At 33.1% G+C, this 23,943-nt stretch carries 13 protein-coding genes; 5 read left to right on the forward strand and 8 right to left on the reverse strand.

Annotated features, from left to right (window positions below):
• Position 1: 1 nt before the first annotated feature.
• The 6 genes from Q0873_RS17140 to Q0873_RS17165 all read right to left on the reverse strand — a co-directional run bounded on the left by Q0873_RS17140 (position 2) and on the right by Q0873_RS17165 (position 11,121).
• A complete protein-coding gene (locus Q0873_RS17140) occupies positions 2–3,484 on the reverse strand; it encodes a TIM-barrel domain-containing protein (RefSeq protein WP_299109703.1) in 3,483 nt (1,160 codons plus the stop codon).
• The gene (locus Q0873_RS17145) at positions 3,485–5,422 is read right to left on the reverse strand and encodes a glycoside hydrolase family 13 protein (protein WP_299109706.1); all 1,938 of its coding nucleotides are present in this window, start codon (positions 5,420–5,422) and stop codon (positions 3,485–3,487) included. It abuts the gene before it with no gap.
• A 49-nt stretch (positions 5,423–5,471) separates the two neighbouring features.
• Positions 5,472–7,778, reverse strand: coding sequence for a glycoside hydrolase family 65 protein (locus Q0873_RS17150; protein WP_299109709.1), 2,307 nt, complete (start codon positions 7,776–7,778; stop codon positions 5,472–5,474).
• Positions 7,779–7,953: 175 nt separating this feature from the next.
• On the reverse strand, positions 7,954–8,610 hold the full coding sequence (gene pgmB / locus Q0873_RS17155) for a beta-phosphoglucomutase (protein WP_299109712.1): 657 nt from the start codon (positions 8,608–8,610) through the stop codon (positions 7,954–7,956).
• Positions 8,611–9,966: an MFS transporter gene (locus Q0873_RS17160; protein WP_299109715.1), complete on the reverse strand. Its 1,356-nt coding sequence runs from the start codon at positions 9,964–9,966 to the stop codon at positions 8,611–8,613.
• A gap of 138 nt (positions 9,967–10,104) precedes the next feature.
• On the reverse strand, positions 10,105–11,121 hold the full coding sequence (locus tag Q0873_RS17165) for a LacI family DNA-binding transcriptional regulator (protein ID WP_299109718.1): 1,017 nt from the start codon (positions 11,119–11,121) through the stop codon (positions 10,105–10,107).
• A 196-nt stretch (positions 11,122–11,317) separates the two neighbouring features.
• Here Q0873_RS17165 and Q0873_RS17170 point away from each other — a divergent pair, with 196 nt between their 5' ends.
• The 5 genes from Q0873_RS17170 to Q0873_RS17190 all read left to right on the forward strand — a co-directional run bounded on the left by Q0873_RS17170 (position 11,318) and on the right by Q0873_RS17190 (position 21,404).
• On the forward strand, positions 11,318–14,407 hold the full coding sequence (locus Q0873_RS17170; RefSeq protein WP_299109721.1) for a TonB-dependent receptor: 3,090 nt from the start codon (positions 11,318–11,320) through the stop codon (positions 14,405–14,407).
• A gap of 10 nt (positions 14,408–14,417) precedes the next feature.
• A complete protein-coding gene (locus Q0873_RS17175) occupies positions 14,418–15,956 on the forward strand; it encodes a RagB/SusD family nutrient uptake outer membrane protein (RefSeq protein ID WP_299109724.1) in 1,539 nt (512 codons plus the stop codon).
• Positions 15,957–15,979: 23 nt separating this feature from the next.
• On the forward strand, positions 15,980–17,341 hold the full coding sequence (locus Q0873_RS17180) for a SusE domain-containing protein (RefSeq protein WP_299109727.1): 1,362 nt from the start codon (positions 15,980–15,982) through the stop codon (positions 17,339–17,341).
• A gap of 71 nt (positions 17,342–17,412) precedes the next feature.
• Positions 17,413–20,712 (forward strand): alpha-amylase family glycosyl hydrolase, encoded by a 3,300-nt coding sequence (locus Q0873_RS17185; RefSeq protein ID WP_299109730.1) that lies wholly within the window; start codon positions 17,413–17,415, stop codon positions 20,710–20,712.
• Positions 20,712–21,404: a hypothetical protein gene (locus tag Q0873_RS17190; RefSeq protein ID WP_299109733.1), complete on the forward strand. Its 693-nt coding sequence runs from the start codon at positions 20,712–20,714 to the stop codon at positions 21,402–21,404. Before Q0873_RS17185 ends, Q0873_RS17190 begins: the two co-directional genes overlap by 1 nt.
• An 89-nt stretch (positions 21,405–21,493) precedes the next feature.
• Here the strand turns inward: Q0873_RS17190 and Q0873_RS17195 are convergent, their stop codons facing one another.
• Together Q0873_RS17195 and Q0873_RS17200 are read right to left on the reverse strand one after the other, a co-directional pair.
• A complete protein-coding gene (locus Q0873_RS17195; protein ID WP_299109736.1) occupies positions 21,494–21,664 on the reverse strand; it encodes a hypothetical protein in 171 nt (56 codons plus the stop codon).
• Positions 21,665–21,777: 113 nt separating this feature from the next.
• On the reverse strand, positions 21,778–23,898 hold the full coding sequence (locus tag Q0873_RS17200) for a T9SS type A sorting domain-containing protein (protein WP_299109739.1): 2,121 nt from the start codon (positions 23,896–23,898) through the stop codon (positions 21,778–21,780).
• Positions 23,899–23,943: the final 45 nt, after the last annotated feature.

Raw genomic sequence — 23,943 nt, forward strand, 5'->3', positions numbered from 1 at the left:
TTTATAGTTTTATGGTAATTTTTTCAGTCTTTTTTGTATTCCAATCAAAAGATACTAAAAGACTTTTGTTGGTTTGATTCCAAACAATTGCTTGTTTCTTTCTTCCTATTTTTACTTCTTTTGGTGCTTTTTGTACGTTGTGTACAATTAGCTTCATACTCTTTTTAGATACTTTAAACTCTTTTCCAATAGCATCTTTCAATTGAATTGTTAAACAGTCCTTTTCAAATTCACTGTCAAAACTCAACAATTCGTATTGATTTTTTTGAATGGCATTAGCTGTCATACCATCATCATTGTATAAGTTTCTTTTACTTTTCTTTACAGATCTATCATGGTAATAGTGTATTTCTAAATTATTTCCTTTATAGCTATCTGTAGATTGTACAAGTTTGGTCATCGGTATAAACGCACCTGCTCTTACATAAGTGGGGATCGCATTTATTTTTGTTGCTACTTGCTTTTTCTGTCCGCCGATAACTTTTTCATCGGTATAAAAATCAAACCATACGGCATTTTTCGGAAAGTATACTTCTTGCTTTGTTACTTTTGAGTTTAAGATAGGTGTGATTAAGAAATCATTTCCCCATAAATAGGTCGAAGCTAACTTTTGTAATTCTTCATTGGCTGAATTCTCAAAAAACAAAGGTCTCATTAATGGTTTTCCAAACTGACTATTTTCATATACTAAGTGATAGTTATATGGTAATAGTTTATATCGTAACTCTATAGATTGCTTTGCCAGTTCTTTTGCTTTTTCTGAACGAAACACCGGTTCACTAGGTACTTCTTCTTGTGCATGAGGTCTAAAGATTGGTTGAAATACTCCGTATTGTAACCATCGTGTATACAATTCGTCATCTAAATTGGCGCCTGCAAAACCTCCTAAATCAGAATGCATATATCCTATTCCTTGCATTCCCATTTGTAATGATATTTCTGGCTGACTTTGTAAGCCTCCCCAGGTTCTATTTACATCTCCAGACCATGGCACTAAACCAAAACGCTGAGAACCTGAATATCCTGCACGCATTAGAATGAATGGTCTTTCATTTGGATATTCTTTTTGAAAACCTTCTGCTATTAATCGCGCCCAATCATGTCCGTAAATATTATGTACTTCGTCGGCAGTTCCTGTAGCGTGTTGTACCCAAGATGGGTGCACTTCTGGTTCTCCTAAATCTCCCCAAAAACCTTGTACTCCCATATTTTTGATTCCTTTATAGATGTTCCAAAACCACGTTCTTCCTTCTTTTTTATAGATATCTACAATACCGGTATTTCCGAAGTAAAAATCATATCTCGCTGGTTTTCCAACAGAATCTTTTGCTAACACATCTTTCGCTACTGCATCTTTCCATTTTTTAGATGTAGACAATACAAATGGTTCTGTTATTAAGACTGTTTTTACTCCTTTGTTTTTAAGGTTTTGTACCATCTGCTTCATATCAGGAAATGAGTCTTTATACACTTCTAAATTTCCCATGGTTCCTTTTAAGTCTTTTCCGAACCAATATAAATCAAGAATTATAGCATCTACTGGGATTTCCTCTTCTTTGAATTTTGTAATGGTATTTTCGGTTTCTTTTTGAGAATGATATCCAAATCTACTTGAAAAATTACCTAATGCCCAACGTGGTAACATTGGTTGTTTTCCGGTTAACTGGGTATAATTTCCTATTAAATCTAACCAAGATTCGCCCACAATTACTTGATAGGTTTTTCTTCCTGAGATTGTTTCATAACTTAAGGCATTGTCTTTATAACTATCTAAATCTAAATAACCTATAGGAGCGTTGTCAAAATGAATTGCATACTTCTTTGATGATAACACCAATGGCATTGAAAAGTTCATCAGTTTAGACCTATCTTCATATCCATAATGTGCTTTGTTATACAATTCTAAACGGTTTCCTCTACGGTTCATCCCTAAAGCTCTTGCTCCTCCTCCATATAAAACTTCTTCCGGAGTTAACGCAAATCGTAAGGTTTCATAATCATCATTCTTTTGGTATCCATTTTTCTCTTCTGTTACTTTTTTTCCCTTGTACCAATACGAAACTTTAAATGGTTGCTTATTTATTACAATTGATAATTGATTTGTTTTAAACTCAATTTGTTTATCATTCTCCACAAACTTAGCCTTGTTATATGCTGATGTTAATACTACTGCATGGGATGCTTTGGTCGTTTCTTTTTCTCCCTTCGGAACAAAGGTTGTTTCTGAAATCTCAGGAGCATAAAATTGCATTTTATAGGCTCCATCAGACACCTTTATATTCAATTGATTGTTTGTGTAAGTAGCTCCTACAAATGTTCTAGGCTGCATGCTATCTTTAAATAACCAAGCAATGGCTTCTTCAAAATTGGTTCTCCAAAGTTTTTCGTCATGCTTTCCTTCTGGAACTACTTTAGATTTGATATTCTCTGAGTTAAAACCTTCTTCTTTTAAGGTTTTAACCATGGCATTCATATCTTGTGCAGTTTGGCTGATTTCGTTAAAAGCAACATTGTTTCCTTCTTTAGCTCCTGCTAAAAAATACATCTTAGTATCTTTTAGTTTTCCATGTGTTTGAGAATATTCCTTTACTTCTGGAGTAAACCAAAATGCTGGAGAAAACACACCTACTTTTCCAAATACTTTTGGATACTTTAAGGCTGCATAATGAGAAATTAGCCCTCCCATTGAGCTTCCGATAATTCCTGTATTAGATTTATCTTGTATAGTTCTATAGTTTTTATCGATATATGGCTTAAGTTTTTTTACTACAAAATCTAAATAAGCATCTCCTTCCCCTCCTCCATATTTATTGTTTGTCCAAGGAGAATATTCATCTAAGCGTTTTTTACCACCATTATCAATTCCTACAACTATTAATTCTAAGTTTTTGTCTTTAAATAGTTTATTTAGTGTTTCATCTACTTCCCACTCTCCAGAAAAAGATGTTTTCTTATCAAACAAATTCTGTGCATCATGCATATAGACTACTGGATACGATTTTTTAGATGCATTGTAATTTGGAGGTAAATACAATCGAACTGTTCGTTTTCTATGCAACTCTGGAATTTCAAATTCCTTTGTTAATACAGTGACATTTTTTGATGCTGTAGATGCTTCTTCTGGACTAAATAAATGCGACCAACCCGCAATTTTAACCTTTATGGTATCCTTTCCAGTGTTAAAATTATGGATTCTATTGTCTATACTTTTTCCATTCGCATCACATTCAGCAGTTTTCCAAGTTCCTTGTGTGAACTTAAACAATACATTATTTGATTTTTGCGGAAGTGTTATGGAATAAACTCCATCTTTTTGTTTAAGTTGATACTTTTCATTTCCGCCAGTCCAACCTTCAAAATCACCAGAAACATATATTGGTACATCTTTAGGTGTACCTTCTGGCAATTCTTCAACAACAATAGTCACTTGTCCGAATACTGTAAGTCCTATAAATAGGAATGCTATGTTTATTATGTTTTTCACTTAGTTATTTTGCTTTGTTGTTAATAACAAACTTCCTTTTTCATTAAGCGTTAAGCTTTCCTCCCACTTTAGTTTTTCTCCAGAGATTATATTCTGAAGTATTGTATCGTCTAAACCTATTTCTTTAAAACGATTTAAATCAATCGTAATAGGTTTTTCATTCTTATTTAAAATCAACACCACGGTTTCATTCTCAACGATTCTAAACAGTATATAAACCCCATTTAATGGTGCAAAATGTATGGTTTTACCCGTATGAATGGCTTTACTAGATTTACGATAATTTAATAGTTTTCGCGTATAATCTTGCATTTCTTTTTGTGCTGGAGTTAATCCTTCTCCTGTAAAGGCATTAATAGTATCTCCTTCCCAGCCTCCAGGAAAATCGGTTCTAATTAAACCATGGTCTCCAGGTTTTTCAGAATCATCCATTAAGATTTCTGTTCCATAGTATACTTGTAAAATTCTAGGCAAAATAGCATAGGTGGTTAATGCCATCTTTGTATGTACAACATCTTCTTTTAGCTGTGTGTAAATTCTACTTTTATCATGATTATCTGGAAAAATTAAGATATCTTTCGGTGAAGCGTAGTGAAAATCATTTGCCAAACCTTCATAAATCTTTACTAGTCCATTATTCCAACTCTCTGGTTCATTTAAAGCATCTACCACATTCTTTTGCATCCCAAAATCCATCGTTGATTTTAGGTTTGATACAAAACCATCTCTATTTTTAGCTCCCTTTTGCCAATATCCAATTAACAAGGGATTATAACTCCATTCTTCTCCAACAATAGAAAATTTTGGATATTCATTCATAATAGCATCTACCCATTTAGCCATAAATTCTTTAGCGGGATATGGATAAGTATCTTGTCTTATACCTCCTAAGCCTAAAGTTTCTATCCACCAAACTGAATTTTGAATAATATAAGCGGCCATATATGGATTTCGCTGATTCAAATCTGGCATGGTAGCCACAAACCAACCTTCAACATTTCCTTTTTTATCTATTTCTGAAGCATACAAATCTTGATTTGTTGTTCTTCTATGATTGGAAGTATGTACCGTTTTCCATGACCAATTCTCTTTGTTATTTTCATAATACGCTTGGTCATTTACCCAATCTTCAAAAGGCAAGTCTTTCATCCACCAGTGTTCCAATCCACAATGATTCGCTACCTGATCCATAATTAGCTTCATACCTCTTTTAGAAAGTTCTTCAGAGAGTTTTTTATACTCTTGTAAGCTTCCAAAACGAGGATCTACTTGATAAAAATCGGTCATTGCATATCCGTGATAAGAACCACGAGCCATGTCATTAGTTAAAACTGGTGTTGGCCAAATAGCAGTAAAACCTAAATCCTTTATATAATCTAAATGTTTGGTAATTCCTTCTATATCTCCACCATGTCTTTTGTAATCATGTGATCTATCAACTTCTGTTTCTTTTAAATTCTCAAAACGATCGTTTTTCGGATTTGCATTCGCAAATCGATCAGGAGTAATTAAATAAATGGCATCTGAACTATCAAACCCAACATAAGAATCAGCTTTCTTTTCTCTAGATTTTAATTCGTATGTATGTGTCTTCTTTGTCCCATCTTTAAAAGTAAATACAATGTCAAATTTCCCTGCTTGGGTAATTTTATCAATGTTTAAATCGACAAACAAATAATTCGGACTTCTTCCTGTATGTACTTTATTAATATGCACTCCTTGATAAGAAATAGTTGGTGTTGAATTGCCTATATTTTCTTCCTTAACTAATAATTGAAGGGTATTGTTTTTAAAACCAATCCACCAATTAGGCGGTTCTACTCTTTCTAAAAAAGTATTGGAAACTTTAGATTGCGTTTTTACAATACTTTCTTGTTTCGTTGTAGTGTTACACGAAACAAAAATGAGGAAAATAATATATAAGCTAATATTCTTCATAAGGTAAAAAAACCTCACAAAAAATGTGAGGTTAGTGTCTAACTTCTAACTACACGGTTACTAAGTTATTAGGGGAAATTTTTATTAATTTATCATTTACTAAAATTTCTAAAGCGTTACCATTTTCTAATTCAAATTTGGTATCATCTTTACAAACAGAAATTTTTAATATTTGTCCTCTAAAGTTTACCTTGAAAGAGTATGCTTCCCATTGTCCTGGAATTTGCGGCGTAAAACTTAAGGTATCATTTTTTACGCGCATTCCTCCAAATCCTTCTACAATACTCATCCAAGTTCCTGCCATTGAGGTAATATGCAATCCTTCTTCTACTTCTTTGTTATAATCATCTAAATCTAAACGAGAAGTTCTTAAATAAAAAGTATACGCTTGTTCCATTCTTCCCAATTTAGCAGCCTGAATACTGTGTACACAAGGAGATAATGAGCTTTCATGCACCGTAAATGGCTCATAAAAATCAAAATGACGTTCTAATTCTTCTTGACTAAATTGATCTTCGAAGAAATAGAATCCTTGTAAAGTATCTGCTTGTTTGATATATGGCGAGCGTAAAATACGATCCCAACTCCATTTTTGGTTAATTGGACGTTGTGATTTGTCCAAATCAGCTACAGTGATTAATTCTTTATCTAAGAAACCATCTTGTTGTAAAAACACTTGGTGTTCTTCTGAATATGGGAAGAACATATGATCTGCTACTTTTTTCCAAGCAGCTAATTCTTCAGCATCAAACTTTACTTTTTCTTTGATTCTGATATAATCTGAAATATGATCTGACTCTACCTTAGCTATCGCTTCTAAGGCATAATCAATACACCATTTTGCAGCATAATTGGTGTACCAGTTGTTATTTACGTTGTTTTCATATTCATTTGGTCCTGTAACGCCTAAAATTACATACTTGTTTCTAGCAGTAGAGAATGTTGCTCTTTGATGCCAAAAACGTGCAATACCAATTAATACTTCTAGTCCTTTTTCTGGAACATACGATGCATCTGAAGTATATCTTTCATAGTTATAAATAGCCAATGCTATCGCTGCATTTCTATGAATTTCTTCAAAAGTAATTTCCCATTCATTATGACATTCTTCACCATTCATAGTTACCATTGGATATAATGCTGCTCCATTCGTAAATCCAAGTTTTTCAGCATTTTCAATGGCTCTATCTAAATGATGGTAACGATACTCTAATAAGTTTCTTGCTACTTTTTGGTCTTTTGTTGCCATATAAAATGGTAAACAATAGGCCTCTGTATCCCAATAAGTACTTCCTCCATATTTTTCTCCAGTAAATCCTTTTGGTCCAATGTTCAAGCGAGCATCAGTTCCTAAATAGGTTTGGTTTAATTGGAAGATATTGAATCGAATACCTTGTTGTGCCTTTACATCACCAGAAATGGTAATATCTGACATGTTCCAAATCTGATTCCATGCCTGAATTTGAAGCGCTAGTAAATCATCAAAACCAATATTTAAAGCCTTGTCTAATGCAGTTTTAGCAGCAGCGACTAATGCTTCTTTTTTATGGTTTCTATCTACTGTATATCCAGCAAACTTATATAAAGTAGCCGTTTGGTTTTGTTGAACATCTACCTTGTATGTAAATGTTATTTTTCTATCAGACTTCTCTTCTTCTTTTACCAAATCAAGCATTTTCCCATCGACATACACTTGAGATTCCATAAAAGTACACGCATGGAAATTTGTTTTCATCGTATGAGACTCTATAAATCCTTGGTTTCCTTCTGATGTTACATTAAGAATATTCCAAAACTTATCATCCCAGTTTGAATCTTCATTAGTAATTCCTGCATCTAAATACGGAGAAAAAGTAATAGCTACATCTGAATTTAAAGGAGTTACTTTATATTCAATTGCTCCAACTTCATCTAATTCTAAACTTAAAAAACGTTTAGAACTTACTTCTAATTCAATTCCATTAGATAACGTTGCCTTAAATGTTCTAGACAACCACCCTTCTTTCATGTTTAATTCACGTTTAAAGCTTTCAACTCTTTTACATGTATTTAAATCGAAAACCTCCTCGTTAATTTTAACATGAATACCAATCCAGTTAGGTGCATTTAACACTTTAGCAAAGTATTCTGGATATCCATTCTTCCACCATCCTACTCTGGTTTTATCAGGATAGTATACTCCTGCGATATAACTACCTTGAAAAGTAGCTCCTGAGTAATCCTCTTCAAAATTGGCACGTTGTCCCATCGCGCCATTTCCAATACTAAAAAGACTTTCAGACGATTTTACACGCTCTTTATCAAATCCTTCTTCAATAACACTCCATTCGTTGGGTATGATATAATCTTGATTCATTTCTTATTGGATATATTAGTAAAGATTAATACTTCTTTACTTTAAATTCTTTATTCTTTTTTGTTAGTTGCCATTGCATTTAAGTAGGTTTCTTTGTAAAATTCCTTTACTTCTTTGCTAATGACATTTGTTTTATGGTTATTACATTTCAATAATCTGAAATGATACTTTCTTCTTATTTTTTTATAATGCCTTCAATGAACTCTATGGAGATCTCTGTAAAGTCGTTGAATACATAATCTGCTTCATGTAATACTTCTTTACTTCCAATTCCGATTGAAATCATATTCGCTGCGTTTGCTGCTTGTACTCCTGCCACCGAATCTTCAAACACCACACAATCTTTTGGTTGCATTTCTATTTCTGCTGCTGCATTTAAAAATACTTCTGGGTCTGGTTTTGCTTTGGACACATTGGTTCCATCTACAATTGCTTGAAACTTCTCAATCAAGTGTACCTTTTCCAAAATTGCTCTTGCATTTTTACTTGCAGACCCTAATGCTATACCTTGCTTGCTATCTATTAAATAATGTAATATTTTAGGCACATCAGGCAGTATTTCAGAATCATCCATTTGGGCTATATAACTTAAATAGTCATCATTTTTTTTAGCCATTAATTCTGAAAATTCTTCTGGAGATAAAGTTTTGTTTCCCCAGCTTAATATTTTTTCTAATGATCTTACACGACTCACTCCTTTTAATTGTTCGTTTTGTTCTGATGTAAAATCAATTCCTAAACCGTTTGCTAGCTTCTTCCAAGCTAGGAAATGGTATTTAGCAGTGTCTACAATAACACCGTCTAGATCGAAAATAAATCCCTTCTTATTCATTTAAGTTGTTTGTTTGACTTCTGAAATGTCATTAACTTTCATCGATAATACAGCCGCTATTAAAAAAGAAACCCCAGCAATAATAAGTGAATATATTGCCTGTCCATTATAGAAATATTTAACTATTGGACCTCCAATTAAAGCGTTGATAATTTGAGGAATCACAATAAAGAAATTAAAAATCCCCATATAAATTCCCATTTTTAATGGATGAATAGCACCTGCTAGCATTGCATAAGGCATTGAAAGAATACTTGCCCAAGCTACTCCTACAGCAATCATTGAACCAATTAAGAAGTACTTATCTGTTGCAAAGTAAATTGAGATTAATCCTAAGCCTCCAATTAATAATGCCAACGCATGGGTTTGTTTTCTACCTATTTTTTTAGAGATTGCTGGTAAGAAAAAGGCCATAATTGCTGATACCAAATTGTAAACTCCAAAAATTATACCCACCCAATCACCAGCCTCATTAAAGGCTTTAGAGTGGCTATCATTTGCATCTAATCCATAAATATGTTGTGCAATTGCTGGAGTAGTAAAAACCCACATTCCAAAGAGACCAAACCAAGAGAAAAACTGAACCCAAGCCAATTGCTTCATAGTTATTGGCATCTTTTTAAAATCATTCACTATAGATACTAGGCCTCCTGACTCCTCTTCTGTTTCTATTTCTTCCAAATGTGCTTTTTCATCCGCAAAACGTTTTAATTCTTCTGGAGAATATTCATCCGTAGTAAATACAGTTACTAGAATAGAGATTATTAATACTATTGCACCTATGATAAATGACCATATTAAATTTGGTGGTACTCCACCACCTCCATCATTAGAAATCCCAAACCAATTTGCCAAAGCATATGGTAGCCAAGAACCTACTACAGCACCAATTCCTATTAGTACCGTTTGAATACTAAAGCCAGATGTTTTTTGATCATCTCTTAAGTTATCACCAACTAAAGCTCTAAATGGCTCCATAGCAATATTGAATGACGCATCCATAATCATTAACATCCCTGCTCCCACCCATAAAGCTGGAAGCACAGAAATAAAAATTTCCGCTTGTGGCATTAATACTAAACCTATAGAAGCAAGAATTGCTCCTATCAGAAAGTAAGGGCGACGACGACCTAATTTAGTCCAAGTTTTATCACTATAGTGACCTATAATTGGTTGTACAATCAACCCCATTAAAGGAGCTATAATCCAAAACCAAGATAGATGATGTACATCTGCCCCGAAAGTTTGTAATATACGGCTAGCATTAGCATTTTGAAGGGCAAACCCCATCTGAATTCCTAAGAATCCAAAACTCATGTTCCAGATTTCCCAGAAACCTAATTTACGCTTTTCCATTATCGTAATTATTAGTTAATACATACGATAAGCGCTACGACTTATCTTATTCTTTTTGTGGAAAGTAAATTACTGATAAGTCCGTTTTATTGTTGTAAAGATATAATTTAAAAAATTAACTTTACGAAAAATCTACTATCACGATTTCGTAGATTCTCTAGATTTTATATTACTTGATATCACTTTTGTTTGTGGTAATCTTTCTGAATCTTCATTTTCAATTCGATCAATTAACATTTCAGCAGCTTGTTTTCCCATAGTATATCCATGCTGTACAACCGTTGTTATAGATGGTGATGAATATTCAGAAATTAATCCATCTGTAAATCCTATGATAGAAATATCTTCCGGTATTCTCAACCCTCTCTCTTTTGCAATTCTTATTGCAATAGCAGCATAAATTTCATTTACTGTAAAGATAGCATCTATTTTATTTTCAAATAGTTTTTCTATTTGTTCTTTAATATTGTGTTCTTCGTCAACTTCTACAATTAACTTTCTATCAATATTAATTCCTTCTTCCTTCAAGGCCTTTTCATAACCTTGCTCTCTATGCAGTCCTACAGTAACATGTTCTGGTGTAGTAACAATACCAATCTTTTTACAACCAACATTTAATAAATATTTGGTTGCTTTATAACCTGCACCAATATCATCTACAATTACTTTATCACATTCAATAGACTTATGTGTTCTATCAAACAATACTAAAGGCACTTCATTATCAATTAGTCTTTTAAAATGAGAAAACTCTCCATTTTCTAATGTTTCTTTTGCTATAGAAACTAATAACCCATCTACACTTCCATTGGTTAATACATCAATGGTCTCTGCTTCTTTTTGCTCATCATTATTAGAGAAACATACCATAATATTATATCCTCTATTTGATGCCTCACTCTCTACTCCTTTAATTACTGTAGAAAAAAAATGATGCACAATCTTCGGTAAAATAATACCGATAACTTTTGTTTTTTGATTGCGTAATTGAAGTGCTAAATTATTAGGTCTATAATTATAATAATCTGCATAAGCTCGAATCCTATCTTTAGTCTCTTGACTAATTTCATGACTATCTCTTAAAGCCTTTGAAACTGTGGAAATTGACACTCCCAATTCCTTGGCTATTATCTTAATGGTAATTTTAGGTTTCATATTTTACAAAACTCATAATTTTTTTTAGCTTATTTTAATAATATGTTAAGCTAAAGTTAGAAAGTTATTAACACGAAAACGTTTTCGTAGTGTTTTCAATAGCTACAGAGCAACTTTTATTTCTATCTTCACGTCGTGGAAAGATAAATTATTGGTAATCTTTATATCAATTTTATACCTATTTTAATCTAAAATAATGAAGGATTTTAAAATAATATTATGTAGTATTCTAATGCTCTTTTCTTCGCAAATATTTGCCCAGCAGATATTGAAAGGAACAGTATTAGATAAAACATCAGGTGATGGATTACCTGGTGTTAGTATAATTGTAAAAGGAACAACAAGAGGAACATCTTCAGATTTTGACGGAAAATTCGAATTGAACAACGTTAAAAGTGGAGATGTTCTTGTTTTTTCTTTTATTGGTTTCACTGATAAAGAAGTTACCCTTGGTAATAATTTTAATATTACAGTAAACCTAGAAGAAGACGCACAACAATTAGATGAAGTTGTTGTAGTTGGATATGGAACAACAACTAAAAAAGATGCTACAGGTTCTGTAGAGGTTGTTTCTTCTAAGAACTTTAACAAAGGAGCCATTGTTTCTACCGATCAACTTTTAACGGGTAAAGCTGCCGGTGTAAGAATTACAACTAATGGTGGTGCACCAGATTCTGCTCCAAACATTAGAATTCGTGGTGGTTCTTCTTTAAATGCACAAAACAACCCATTAATTGTTATTGATGGAGTGCCTATTGGAAATGACAACCCAGCGGGTGTTAGTAACCCGTTAACATTGGTAAACCCAAATGATATTGAGAGTTTCTCTATTTTAAAAGATGCTTCTGCAACAGCTATTTATGGTTCTAGAGCATCTAATGGGGTAATTATTATTACTACTAAAAAAGGAACCTCTGGAAGTGTTAAGTTTAACTTTAGCTCAGATGTTTCTATTAGTGAAGCTGGAAAAGGTTTAGACTTTATGAATGGAAAAGAATATGTTGCTTTTATTCAACAATATTTTCCTGGAAGAGTTGATCAATTAGGAGTTCCTCAAGGAAGTATAACTACCAACCAAACTCCAATACAAGTTATTAATGGTAGAGAAATTTACGATACCAACTGGAGAGAGTCTATTTTAAGATCGGCTATTACAACAAACACCAACTTTAGTGCAAGAGCTAATTTATATGACAAAATACCTTTTAGAGGATCTGTTGGATATACAAAAGCAGAGGGCATTGTTAAAAATGATGACTATGAAAGAGTTACAGCGTCATTAAAATTAACACCTACTCTATTAGATGATAAATTAAAAATTGACTTTAATGCGAAAACGATTTTTGCAGAAAAGAATGCAATTGATAGTGGTGGTGCTATAGGAGAATCTTTACAGTTTGATCCTACAAAACCAATTTATAATAATGCTTCATCAAACAGGTTTGGTGGATATTATTTAACCACTTTTGATGATGATGGTAAATTTAGAAGAATCATTCAAGGAAATCCTTTAGCAAGATTAGAGCAAAAGGAAAGACCAGAAAGAGTATTCCGTTTCTTAGGAAATATTGAATTTGATTATACTATGCCGTTTTTACCTGAGTTAAAAGCTGTAGTAAATCTTGGTTTAGATGCTTCTAGATCTAAAATCGAAGAGAGATTTAGTAACAATTCTTTTGAAACATATCAATTCAATACGCTAAACGATAATATTGACACCAACTTCTTATTTAACCCAGGAGTTAATTTCCGTGAGCGTCAACATATTACTAACACTACTTTAGAAGGTTACTTACAATATAGTAAGGATTTAGAAGAAGGATTTGTTACAAAGTTTGATGTTCAGGCAGGTTATTCTTATCAAAATTTTAAGAATGATGGAAATCAAGACAGATTTATGTATAACCAAGAAAGTGGAGTTAGAGAAGCTGTGGTAAACCCAGCAAATCCAAACTTTAGATACTATAACGTTTTAAACTTACAGTCTTTCTTTGGAAGAGCTAACATTAGCCTTTTTGACAGATACTTATTAACGGTTTCTATGAGAGCTGACGGGTCTTCATTATTCACTAAAGAAAACAGATGGGGATACTTCCCTGCTGCTGCTTTAGCTTGGCAAATTGATGAAGAAGATTTCTTAAAGGATTCAGATATTGTAAAGAACTTAAAGCTTCGTTTAGGATGGGGTAAAACTGGTCAGCAAGATATTACAGGAGTTGTTGGATTTTATCCTTCTATCCCATTATTCTTAGCAGGAGATCAAAACAGTCAGTACTTCCCTAACTCATCTTTATATTCTGCATTAGCATTTAACCCTAATTTAACTTGGGAAAAAACAACTACATATAATGTTGGTTTAGATTTCTCTTTATTCGAAAACAACTTATTATCGGGTAGTTTTGATATTTATAATAGAGTTACTACTGATTTATTAGCAGAAGTTCCTGTACCACCAGGACAAGCTTTAACAAATGCATTTATTGATAATGTAGGAGAAACAGAAAGTAGAGGTTTTGAACTAAATCTTAATACTACTCCTATTAGCAACGATAACTTTGAATTAAGTTTAGGAGGTAATATTTCTTACAACAAAACTGAAGTAACTAGCTTAAATGGTTTAGATAACATTAATGCTGGAGGTAGTTTAAGAGGTACTGGTTCTAATTTATTTAGACATGCGGTAGGTCAGCAAGCTGGAAGTGCGTATGTATTTAAACAAGTATACGACGTAAACGGAAGCCCAATACCAAATGCATTTGTTGACTTAAACGGAGACAATCAAATTACTGATAGTGATAGATATTATAAGGCTATTACTCCTAATTGGACCTATGGTTTTAACTTAAGTTTTAATTATAAAAATTGGGATTTAACATCTAACTTCAGAGGACAAATTGGAGGATATGTGTATAACTTTGCGCAAGTTAACTATGGTTTCTTAGAAAGTGCAACTAGCTCTAGTCAAAACAATATTACCAATGTTTTAGACTTTAACAACGGTGCTGCAAACCCTGCTTTTGGAGATGTTAGTATTGTAAATGGTAATGGTCAATTCTCAGACTACTACTTAGAAGATGCAACATTTTTAAGATGTGATAACATAACTTTAGGTTATAGATTCGATAACTTAATTAAGAAAGGTAGTATTAGAATTTATAGTGCAGTTACCAACCCATTTATTATAACTGACTATACAGGACAAGATCCTGAGAATTTTGGTGGAATAGATAGAAACTTCTATCCAAGACCTACGGTATACACTTTTGGTATTAATGCTGATTTTTAAAAACTAACAAATGAAAAAAATAATAACATCAATAGCTATAGCTTTAACTGTTTTTAGTGCTTGTACGAGTGATTTAGATGTCAGTCCTAAAGTACAACTTACACTTGAAGAGCTTTTAGCAAATGATCCTAATGCAGTAGAAGGTTTAGTTTCGAGATTATATGCTTCATATGCTTTAACTGGACCTGAAGGGCCTGGAAGTTCAGATATTGAAAGTCCAGATGCAGGTGAAGGAGCTTTTTTAAGAGCTATTATAAATTTACAAGATTTTACTGCGGATGCAATGAAAAATAGATGGGGTGATGATGGTTTAGACCAGCTTACAACCACTTCTAATTGGGATAGAAATAATAAGTTCTTTAAATTATTTTATGATAGAGCTTACTTCACTATTCCACAATGTAATAACTTTTTACAAGCGTTACAGATTGCAGATTTTCCAAATGAAGAAAACATTGTTGCTGAAACTCGTTTCTTAAGAGCCTTAGCATACTACAACATAATCGATGTATTTGGTAAAGGAGTATTAGCTACTGAAGAAAATTTCGGACAGTCGGCTCCTTTAGAAGAAGCAAGTAGAACTGAATTATTCAATTATGTAGAAGCTGAATTATTAGCTATAGAACCAGTAATTACGACAAGTAGTTCTTATGGTAGAGCTAATAGATATGTAGTAGATATGTTATTGGCTAAGCTTTACTTAAATGCTGAAGTTTATACAGGAACTGCACGTTGGGATGATGCTGCTACTTATATTAATAAGGTTATTAATGAAGGTGGTTATGCATTAGATACGAACTTCGTAAAAGTCTTCTCTGCAGATAATGATTCTTCTACTGAAATCATTTTCCCTTTAATTGCGGAAACTATTTCAAGTCAAAGTTATGGTAACACAACTTATATTGTAAATGGAAGTTTAAGTGCCGATACAATGCCTTTAGCTCAATTCGGAGCAACTGGTGGTTGGACAGGTCATAGAGCTACGAAAGCTTGGTATGGTTTATTTGGTGATTTAGCTACCTCTCCAGATGTAAGAGCAAGTTTATTCTGGACAACCGGTCATAACTTTGAAATGACTGATTATAAAGATTGGGAAGATGGATATCCTTCAACCAAATTCAGAAATACAAACTCTGATGGTTCAGGAACTCCAACTGAATTCTCTGGTACTGATTTTCCTTTTTATCGATTGGCAGATGCTTACTTAATGTATGCTGAATTATCTTTAAGAGGAGCCAATGGTACCAATGCTTCAGATGCATTAAAATATGTAAACGATGTTAGAACACGTTCAGGTGCTCCAACAATAACTTCTGGAGATTTAACTTTAGATTTTATTCTTGATGAAAGAGCAAGAGAGTTAAACTTAGAAGGTCATAGACGTTCAGATTTAATTCGATTCAAGAAGTTTACTGGAAACTCTTACATATGGCCTTGGAAAGGAAATACTGTTAATGGAACTTCAATTCCAGAGCACTACAAATTATTTCCAATTCCGGCAACCGCTTTACAAGCGAACCCTAACTTAACTCAAAACACTGGATATTAATAAGAAACTATTAAGTATAAATTATGAAACAATTTAAATTTATATTCACAGCAATAATAGCTATTATGTTTTTTAATAGCTGTCAAGATAATGACAATTTAGAATTTGTAGCGGCTCCAAAAGGTGACTTCGCTTTTACAAATACTTTTTTAGCAGATTATATTTTACCATTTGAAACTACAACAGATGATAACATTGGTATTGTATTCTCTTTTAATAAAGCAGACTTTGATGTACCAACGAATGTTTCTTATGAATTACAAACATCGGTTACTGGTGACTTTACAGATGCTGCTCTTGTAAATGCTATTTCAAACAATAGCAATAACAATAATAACATTGAAGTAACTATAGGTGAATTAAAAAGACTTGCTACTGAAGTATATTCTTTAGCAGCTCCTACAAACGGAACTTTAAACTTTAGAGTTCGTGCATTTCCTGGAGATACTTCTTCAACTACAGAAGCATTCACTCCAACACAACAAGTAAATGTTACTTTATTAGAAGAAGTACAAACTGGAGGTTCTAATGTTCAAGTATCAACTTGGGGAATCGTAGGTTCTGGTTACAACGACTGGGGTAATGGAGGTCCTGATGCTCCTTTCTATACGACTGCAGATGCAAATGTATTTGTAGCCTATGTAACTTTATTAGACGGTGAAATTAAGATTAGAGAGAACAACGATTGGGCTAATAACTTTGGAGATGATGGTGCTGATGGAACGTTAGATGCAGGTGGAGCAAACATAGTTTCTACTGCAGGTACCTATAAAGTTACTCTTAATTTTAATGATAACACTTATACTATAGAAGCATATTCTTGGGGAATCGTAGGTTCTGGTTTTAACGACTGGGGTAATGCTGGTCCTGATGCTGCGTTCCATTATGATTATACAACTGATACGTTTAAAGTAGGTGTTAAATTATTAGATGGTGAAATCAAAATTCGTTTAAACAACGATTGGGGAACCAACTTTGGTGATACTGGTGCAGATGGAACTTTAGAAGCTGGTGGAGATAACATTGCTACTACAGCTGGTTTTTACACAGTAACGTTTGATGTAAACAAGAGTACATATACTATTGAAGCTTCTGATGTTTGGGGTATCGTAGGATCTGGATACAACGATTGGGGTAATGCTGGACCTGACTTTAACTTTACAGAAGTAAACCCAGGAATCTTCGTTGCAAATAACGTAACCTTATTAGATGGAGAAATCAAATTTAGATTGAATGAAGATTGGACTACTAACTTTGGTGATACTGGTGCAGACGGAACTTTAGAGGCTGGTGGTGACAATATTGTTACTACTGCTGGTAAGTACAGAATTACAATGGATTTAACCGACAATGCAAATCCTAAATATACTATTACAGCATTGTAAATAAACTTTGTTTGAATTAAGGTCTGCAAATATTGCAGGCCTTAATTTATTAAACGACCTACTACAGAATTATGAAAAAAATATGCTTTTTACTTCTATATTTCGTTAGTATAACTTTATTCTCTCAGGTAACTACTTCACCTGGAACCCCTACTATTAACGATGAAATTACAATTACTCTAAATACAACTGGTACTGAATTAGAAAATTACTCAGGTGACATATATGCTCATACAGGTGTAACCGTTGATGGTACACAATGGGAAAATGTAATTGGAAGCTGGGGAAACAACTCCACGCAACCAAAATTTACAAAAACAGCTGCCAACTCTTATACCTTTATCATTACGAACAATGTCTACGATTTTTACAATGTAGATAACGCTAAAACCATTAGCGAAATTAACTTGGTAGCTCGTGCTGATGATGGATCTAAACAAACAAGACCCGATATTCATATTGAAATTTTCTCAGCAGATTTAAATATTCAAATTACAAGCCCTAACAACGACAGCGTATTTGATAATAACACTACACATACGATAACTGCTGAAGCTACCATAGCTGCTAACTTAGAATTATTGATTAATAATACTTCTATTCAAACTATAGCTAGTAATAAAATTATTAGCAAGGAACACACTTTTACTACCACCGGACAACATATTATTAAGGCTGTTGCAACTGACGGTACTACTACAAAAGAACAAGAAATTACAGTTTACGTAAAAACACCTACCGTTACTGAAACAAGACCAGCTGGAGCAAAAAATGGTATAACTTTTAACAACGATGGTTCGGTAACCTTCGTACTCTTAGCTCCTCAAAAGAATGATGTATTCTTAATTGGTGATTTTAATAATTGGGCATTACACCAAGACTACCAACTTAAAAAAGATGGTGATTATTTCTGGATAACGCTAACTGGTTTAGACGCTGATACAGAATACGCATATCAATACTTTATTGATTATGATAAAAAAGTAGCAGACCCTTATGCTAAAAAGGTTCTAGATCAATCAAATGATCAATATATATCGGCAACGAACTATCCAAATTTAAAAAGTTTCCCTGCCAAAGCTTCAGGAATAGTATCTACTTTTAAACAAAATACCACTTCTTATACTTGGCAAACTAGTTCATTTACAAAACCTGCTAAAGGAGAATTGGTTATCTATGAATTGTTAGTAAGAGACTTCTCTTCAAGTGATAGTTACCAAGCAATTATTGACAAATTAGATTACCTAGAAACCTTAGGAATTAATGCGTTACAACTAATGCCAGTCAATGAGTTTGAAGGTAATGATAGTTGGGGATACAATGTATCTCATTTCTTCGCTTTGGATAAAGCATACGGAACTCAAAATAAGTTTAAAGAACTTATTGATAAATGCCATGCAAAAGGAATTGCAGTAATCTTAGATGTTGTATTTAATCATGCCTATAGTCAAAATCCATTGGTTCAAATGTATGATTTTGACATTGCCGCAGGAACAACTTCTAATAACCCTTTCTTTAATGATGATCATAATTTCCAAAATGGGGCATTGCAATTCGGTTTTGACTTCAATCATGAAGCAAGCTATACACAACAATATTTTAAGGATGTAATGTCTTATTGGATTGAAGAATATAAAATTGATGGATTTCGATTAGATTTTACCAAAGGATTTACCAATACCTTCTACCCTACTTCGGGAGATCAATGGGGAAATAATTACAATCAAGAAAGAATTGATCGCTTAACAGATTATGCAAATCATGTATGGAATAATCATGACAATGGTTTTTATATGATTTTAGAACATTTAACCAATAACGATGAAGAAAAAGCCTTGGCAAATGTAGGAATGATGTTGTGGGGTAAAATGACTGAACCATACAATCAAAACACCATGGGCTATAACAGTAATTCTGATATCTCTTGGGGGTACTACAAAAACAGAGATTTTAATGATCCTGATCTAGTAGCCTATATGGAAAGTCATGATGAGGAACGCTTAATGTATAAGAATCTTCAATTTGGTAATACTAATGGAGGTTATAGTGTAAAAAACTTAAACACGGCATTAAAACGTATGGAAGCTGCGGGTGCCTTTTACTTTACTATACCTGGACCAAAAATGATTTGGCAATTCGGAGAACTAGGCTATGATATTAGTATTGATGAAAATGGACGAACAGGAAGAAAGCCTGTTAAATGGGAATATTTCGATGTGCCACAACGAAAAAGTATCTATGATACTTGGAGTAAACTAATTGCATTGAAAAAAGGTGAAGCTATTTTTAATTCAACTGAAGTAACTCTTACTACAGGGAATACAGACTTAAAAAGTATTCATTTAACCTTAAGTTCTGCAACAGGAAACGCTATTAAACACATTACTATTATTGGAAACTTTGGAGTAACTGAACAAGCTATCGATCCTAAATTTCAGGAAGTTGGTGATTGGTTTGAACTATTGAATGGTAACAAAAAAATTACGGTATCTAATGTAAATACTCCTATTAATTTAGCTCCAGGGGAATTTAAGATCTATGCTGATAACCCAACCTCATTATTTCCAACAACAGATGACGATAATGATGGTGTGTTAAATGAAGATGACCAATGTCCGAATACACCAGAAGGAACGGTAGTAAACGTAAATGGATGTGAAGTTTTTACCTTACCTGCCAATAATTTTGCTTTAAGTACCTTAAGTGAAACTTGTAGGACTAGTAATAACGGAAGCATTTCTATTACTGCTAAACAAAACCTAAATTATAACGTGAGTATTTCAGGAGGAACATCTTCAACAGAAAGCTTTACTTCTACACATACTTTTAACAATCTGGCCGCTGGTACCTATACCGTTTGTATTACCGTTGATGGACAAGCTGGTTATGAAATATGTTTTAATGCCATAATCACTGAACCTGAAGACATTCAAGTTTTATCTAGAGTTGAAACATCTAGCAAATCATTAGTATTGAACTTATATGGTAGTAAAAGCTATACCATTGATTTAAACGGTACTGAATATGTTACTACCGATTCTGAAATAGAACTTCCGCTTAAAAGTGGTGCTAATTCTATTAAAGTTGTAGGAGATAAATTATGTCAAGGAAAATTTGAAAAGACTTTCTATTTTGGAAATGAAATCAATGCTTTTCCTAACCCAGCAAATAACATTTTTAATGTGTATTTAGGAGAACAGCAATCATCTTCAACTATCCAATTATTTGCTCTTAATGGAAAATTAATCTATGAGAAAGTAGCTAATACTACCTTAGAGCAAGTTGATATTTCAAAATTATCCAAGGGGATCTATATTTTGAATGTCGTAACTAAAAATGAAAGTAAAACACTTAAAATATTAAAGAAATAATGAATTTAAAAACTATATATAGCCTTGTATTTGTGTCTTCATTATTTATCTCATGTGGAGGTGGTGGTTCAACAGAAGTAGCTCCTACTCCACCTGGACAGGCTACCTTAATTTTCCCAGAACAGAACTCAGAGTGTAATGAGGGTACTAAAATTTCAGATACAGAAAGTTCTGTTGTTTTTGATTGGTCTGATGCTCAAAATGCATCTAGCTATGAAGTTACCCTTAAGAATTTAAGCACAGGTACAACTTCTAAGCATACCAGTACATCTTCTGAAAAAGCCATTACAATTAATCGTGCTACTCCATATTCTTGGTTTGTAGTTTCTAAAAACGATGGTGGTCAAACCTCAACTAGTAGTACATGGAAGTTTTACAATGCTGGAGAAGCTGTGTCTTCTCATATTCCATTTCCGGCTGACTTGGTTAAGCCAGCAATGGGAACTAGTTTTGAAAGCTCTACCACAACTGTAACTCTTGAATGGTCTGGAGAAGATATTGACAACGATATTAAAGACTATACAATCTTAATGAGTACTACAACTCCTCCTACAAATACTTTAAATACAACTAGCGCTACTTCCATTGAAGCAACTGTTAGTACTAAAAACACTTATTATTGGAGAGTTGTTACAACTGACAACGAAGGAAATACATCAAACTCAGAAATATTTGAATTTAAAATTAAGTAATTGTTTAAAATAAAAAAGTACAAGCCTAATTTTCCCCTACCAATTTGACTTGTACTGTAAAAAAACATCCCTGTTTTTCCCCTATTATTTTAAAAATTACTACCTGGATTCTCGGGGCTCTGTGCTTGAGCCCTTTGAGGATTCAATATCATATAGGTTCCTAAAGCAGTTAGCGCTGTATACTTCCCATATTTACCCAATTTTTCCAAGGCTTCTTTTCTTGTTATTTTTTCTCCCTTAGTAGTAGTTGTTTTCTTCATGGATTATTTGTCAAGTTTCTATTCAATTAGTTATTCTATTTATTTTCCAGTAATTAATAAAATACTCCCTTTACTAACTGTACAGTTAAACTTTTAAACACCCTATTTTTATTTTAATATTTTTTTTGAAGTATTTTTTTATGCTTTGTTCCAGCATTCGTTTTTACCTTTATTAGATATACTCCTTCCGCAACTATCGGTAGATCGATACTGTTCTTACCAATCCCTTTAAAACTACTTTTATATATTAATACTCCTGCAGTATTATACATCGTAACTTCAAACTGTTCTCCCTGTACTCCTTCTACAAACAAGGTATTGTTTACATTGTAAAGTTTTATACCTGCTAATGTTACTTCTGGAATTTCTACTTGAGCTTTGGTATGTAAGTAAAATCTTCCTACTCCATTTATAGCTTTTACTATTGTCAATGAATAGTCTTCTTCATGTAAGTTGATGAATTTTCCTAATTCTCTGTCTTCTAAATACATTTCTATACCTACAGGTAATGAAACTCCTTTCCCTGAAATAGTTACTGAAGTTCCTTCTTTTACTTTAATTCCTACTGGAATGATAGAAATTTCGTTTGAATTACTAGGTAAAGATTGATAGGTAAAGTTCTTTTCTGAGGAACCATCTAAAAGTTTTGTGTAAATATCTAAACTAGCTCCATCAAAGTTTCCTACATCATATCCTGTATCTAATCCACTAGTTGTATTATTTCTAAAGCTAATACTTGTATTTACCTGAACTCCTTTAGAAGCTATAGATAACTCAATAGTAGGAATACTTGATCCTTTACTAAAAGTTCCTCCTGTAGCAGGTTGCACCATTCGTTCAGCTTCTTTGAAAGCCATATTATTTGCACTTCCAGTTGTTTTTACAAAGAATCCTTGTCCTGGAGCCAATGAACTCTCTCCACTTACTAAAGTTTTAGCAATGTATTTACTTTGGGTATTATCCCATACATACACTCCTACATAAGCTGGATCAAAACTAGCCAAGTTATCATTGATAAAGTTGGTTCCTGAGTTTTCATTAATTGGTAAAAATGCTGTATACGGATTTCCAACCGCATTCCATTCTGACACTACTACTGATTTGTTTACATCTACTGTTTCAACAGTTCCTGTAAAACTTACAGATCCATTAGTTACTCTTGAGATCGCATAGCTTTGTCCTTTTTCAAAAATAATGCTGTTCGATGCTAAATCATCAACTGTATAGTATACCCATTTGTCTCCGGTAGGTCTGGTATCATCATAATATCCTACCGCATATCTATTAGGTGTTACGGTATTATTCACCCTAATATTATTTGCTGAATTTTCAACAAAGTCCTTTACACTTTGACCAGATATTGGTGCTGATACAATACTCCATTGATTAGCAATCAATCCTCCTCGTTCATACGTTACTTGTCCGTTTGAGGTTCCTTTTACCAACAAGGTTCCACTAGCTGCATTATTAGAAGCTATTGAAACATTTCCTCCATTCACAAAATCAGTTGTTATGGTAGCTGAACCTCCAGAAGCAATTGTTAAAGATGATGAATTGTTTAGTCTTAAACTATTCATAGCTGCATTTACGCCAGCTACTATTTCTGGACTATTTGCTGTATTCTCTACTAACACATCTTGCATATTTGTAGGAATACTACTCTTATTCCAATTAGTTCCTTCTGTCCAAGTAGCATTTGTATTTCCTTTCCAAATGACTTGATTCTCTCTTGTATGCAAATAAAACCTACCGATACCATCTTGAGCATTGTTTAAAGTAACGGTGTAGGTGTTTGTTCCGTCTAACAAAGTATAATTACTCAATTCTCTATCTTCAATAAAAACCTCAAGGTTTGCAGGTAAATTTGTATTGGTTGCATTAAAAACAACTTCTTTTCCTGTATTTGCCTTTAAACCAACAGGAATAACCATCGATTCATAGTTTGTATTAGGTAATGCTTGGTAGGTAAAATTACTTGCAGAAGAACCATCTACCAAACGAGTATATACATCAAAACTAGCTCCGTTAAAATTTCCAACGTCATATCCAGGATCTAAACCTAAGGTTGCTGCATCTCTATAAAGTATAGTAGTAATCACTGAAACACCATCTGAACTTGCAGATAATTCAATGGTTGGAGTACTAGATCTACTATAATTAACATCTTTATTTTGTGAGCTCAATACTAAGCTTACAAACAAAAAAGCTGTTACTAATAATTGTATTTTTTTCATTTTATATTTTTCGACTAATGTAGTAAGATACTTTATAATTATATA

Source organism: uncultured Tenacibaculum sp. (genome assembly GCF_947498805.1).
Taxonomy (GTDB): Bacteria; Bacteroidota; Bacteroidia; order Flavobacteriales; family Flavobacteriaceae; genus Polaribacter.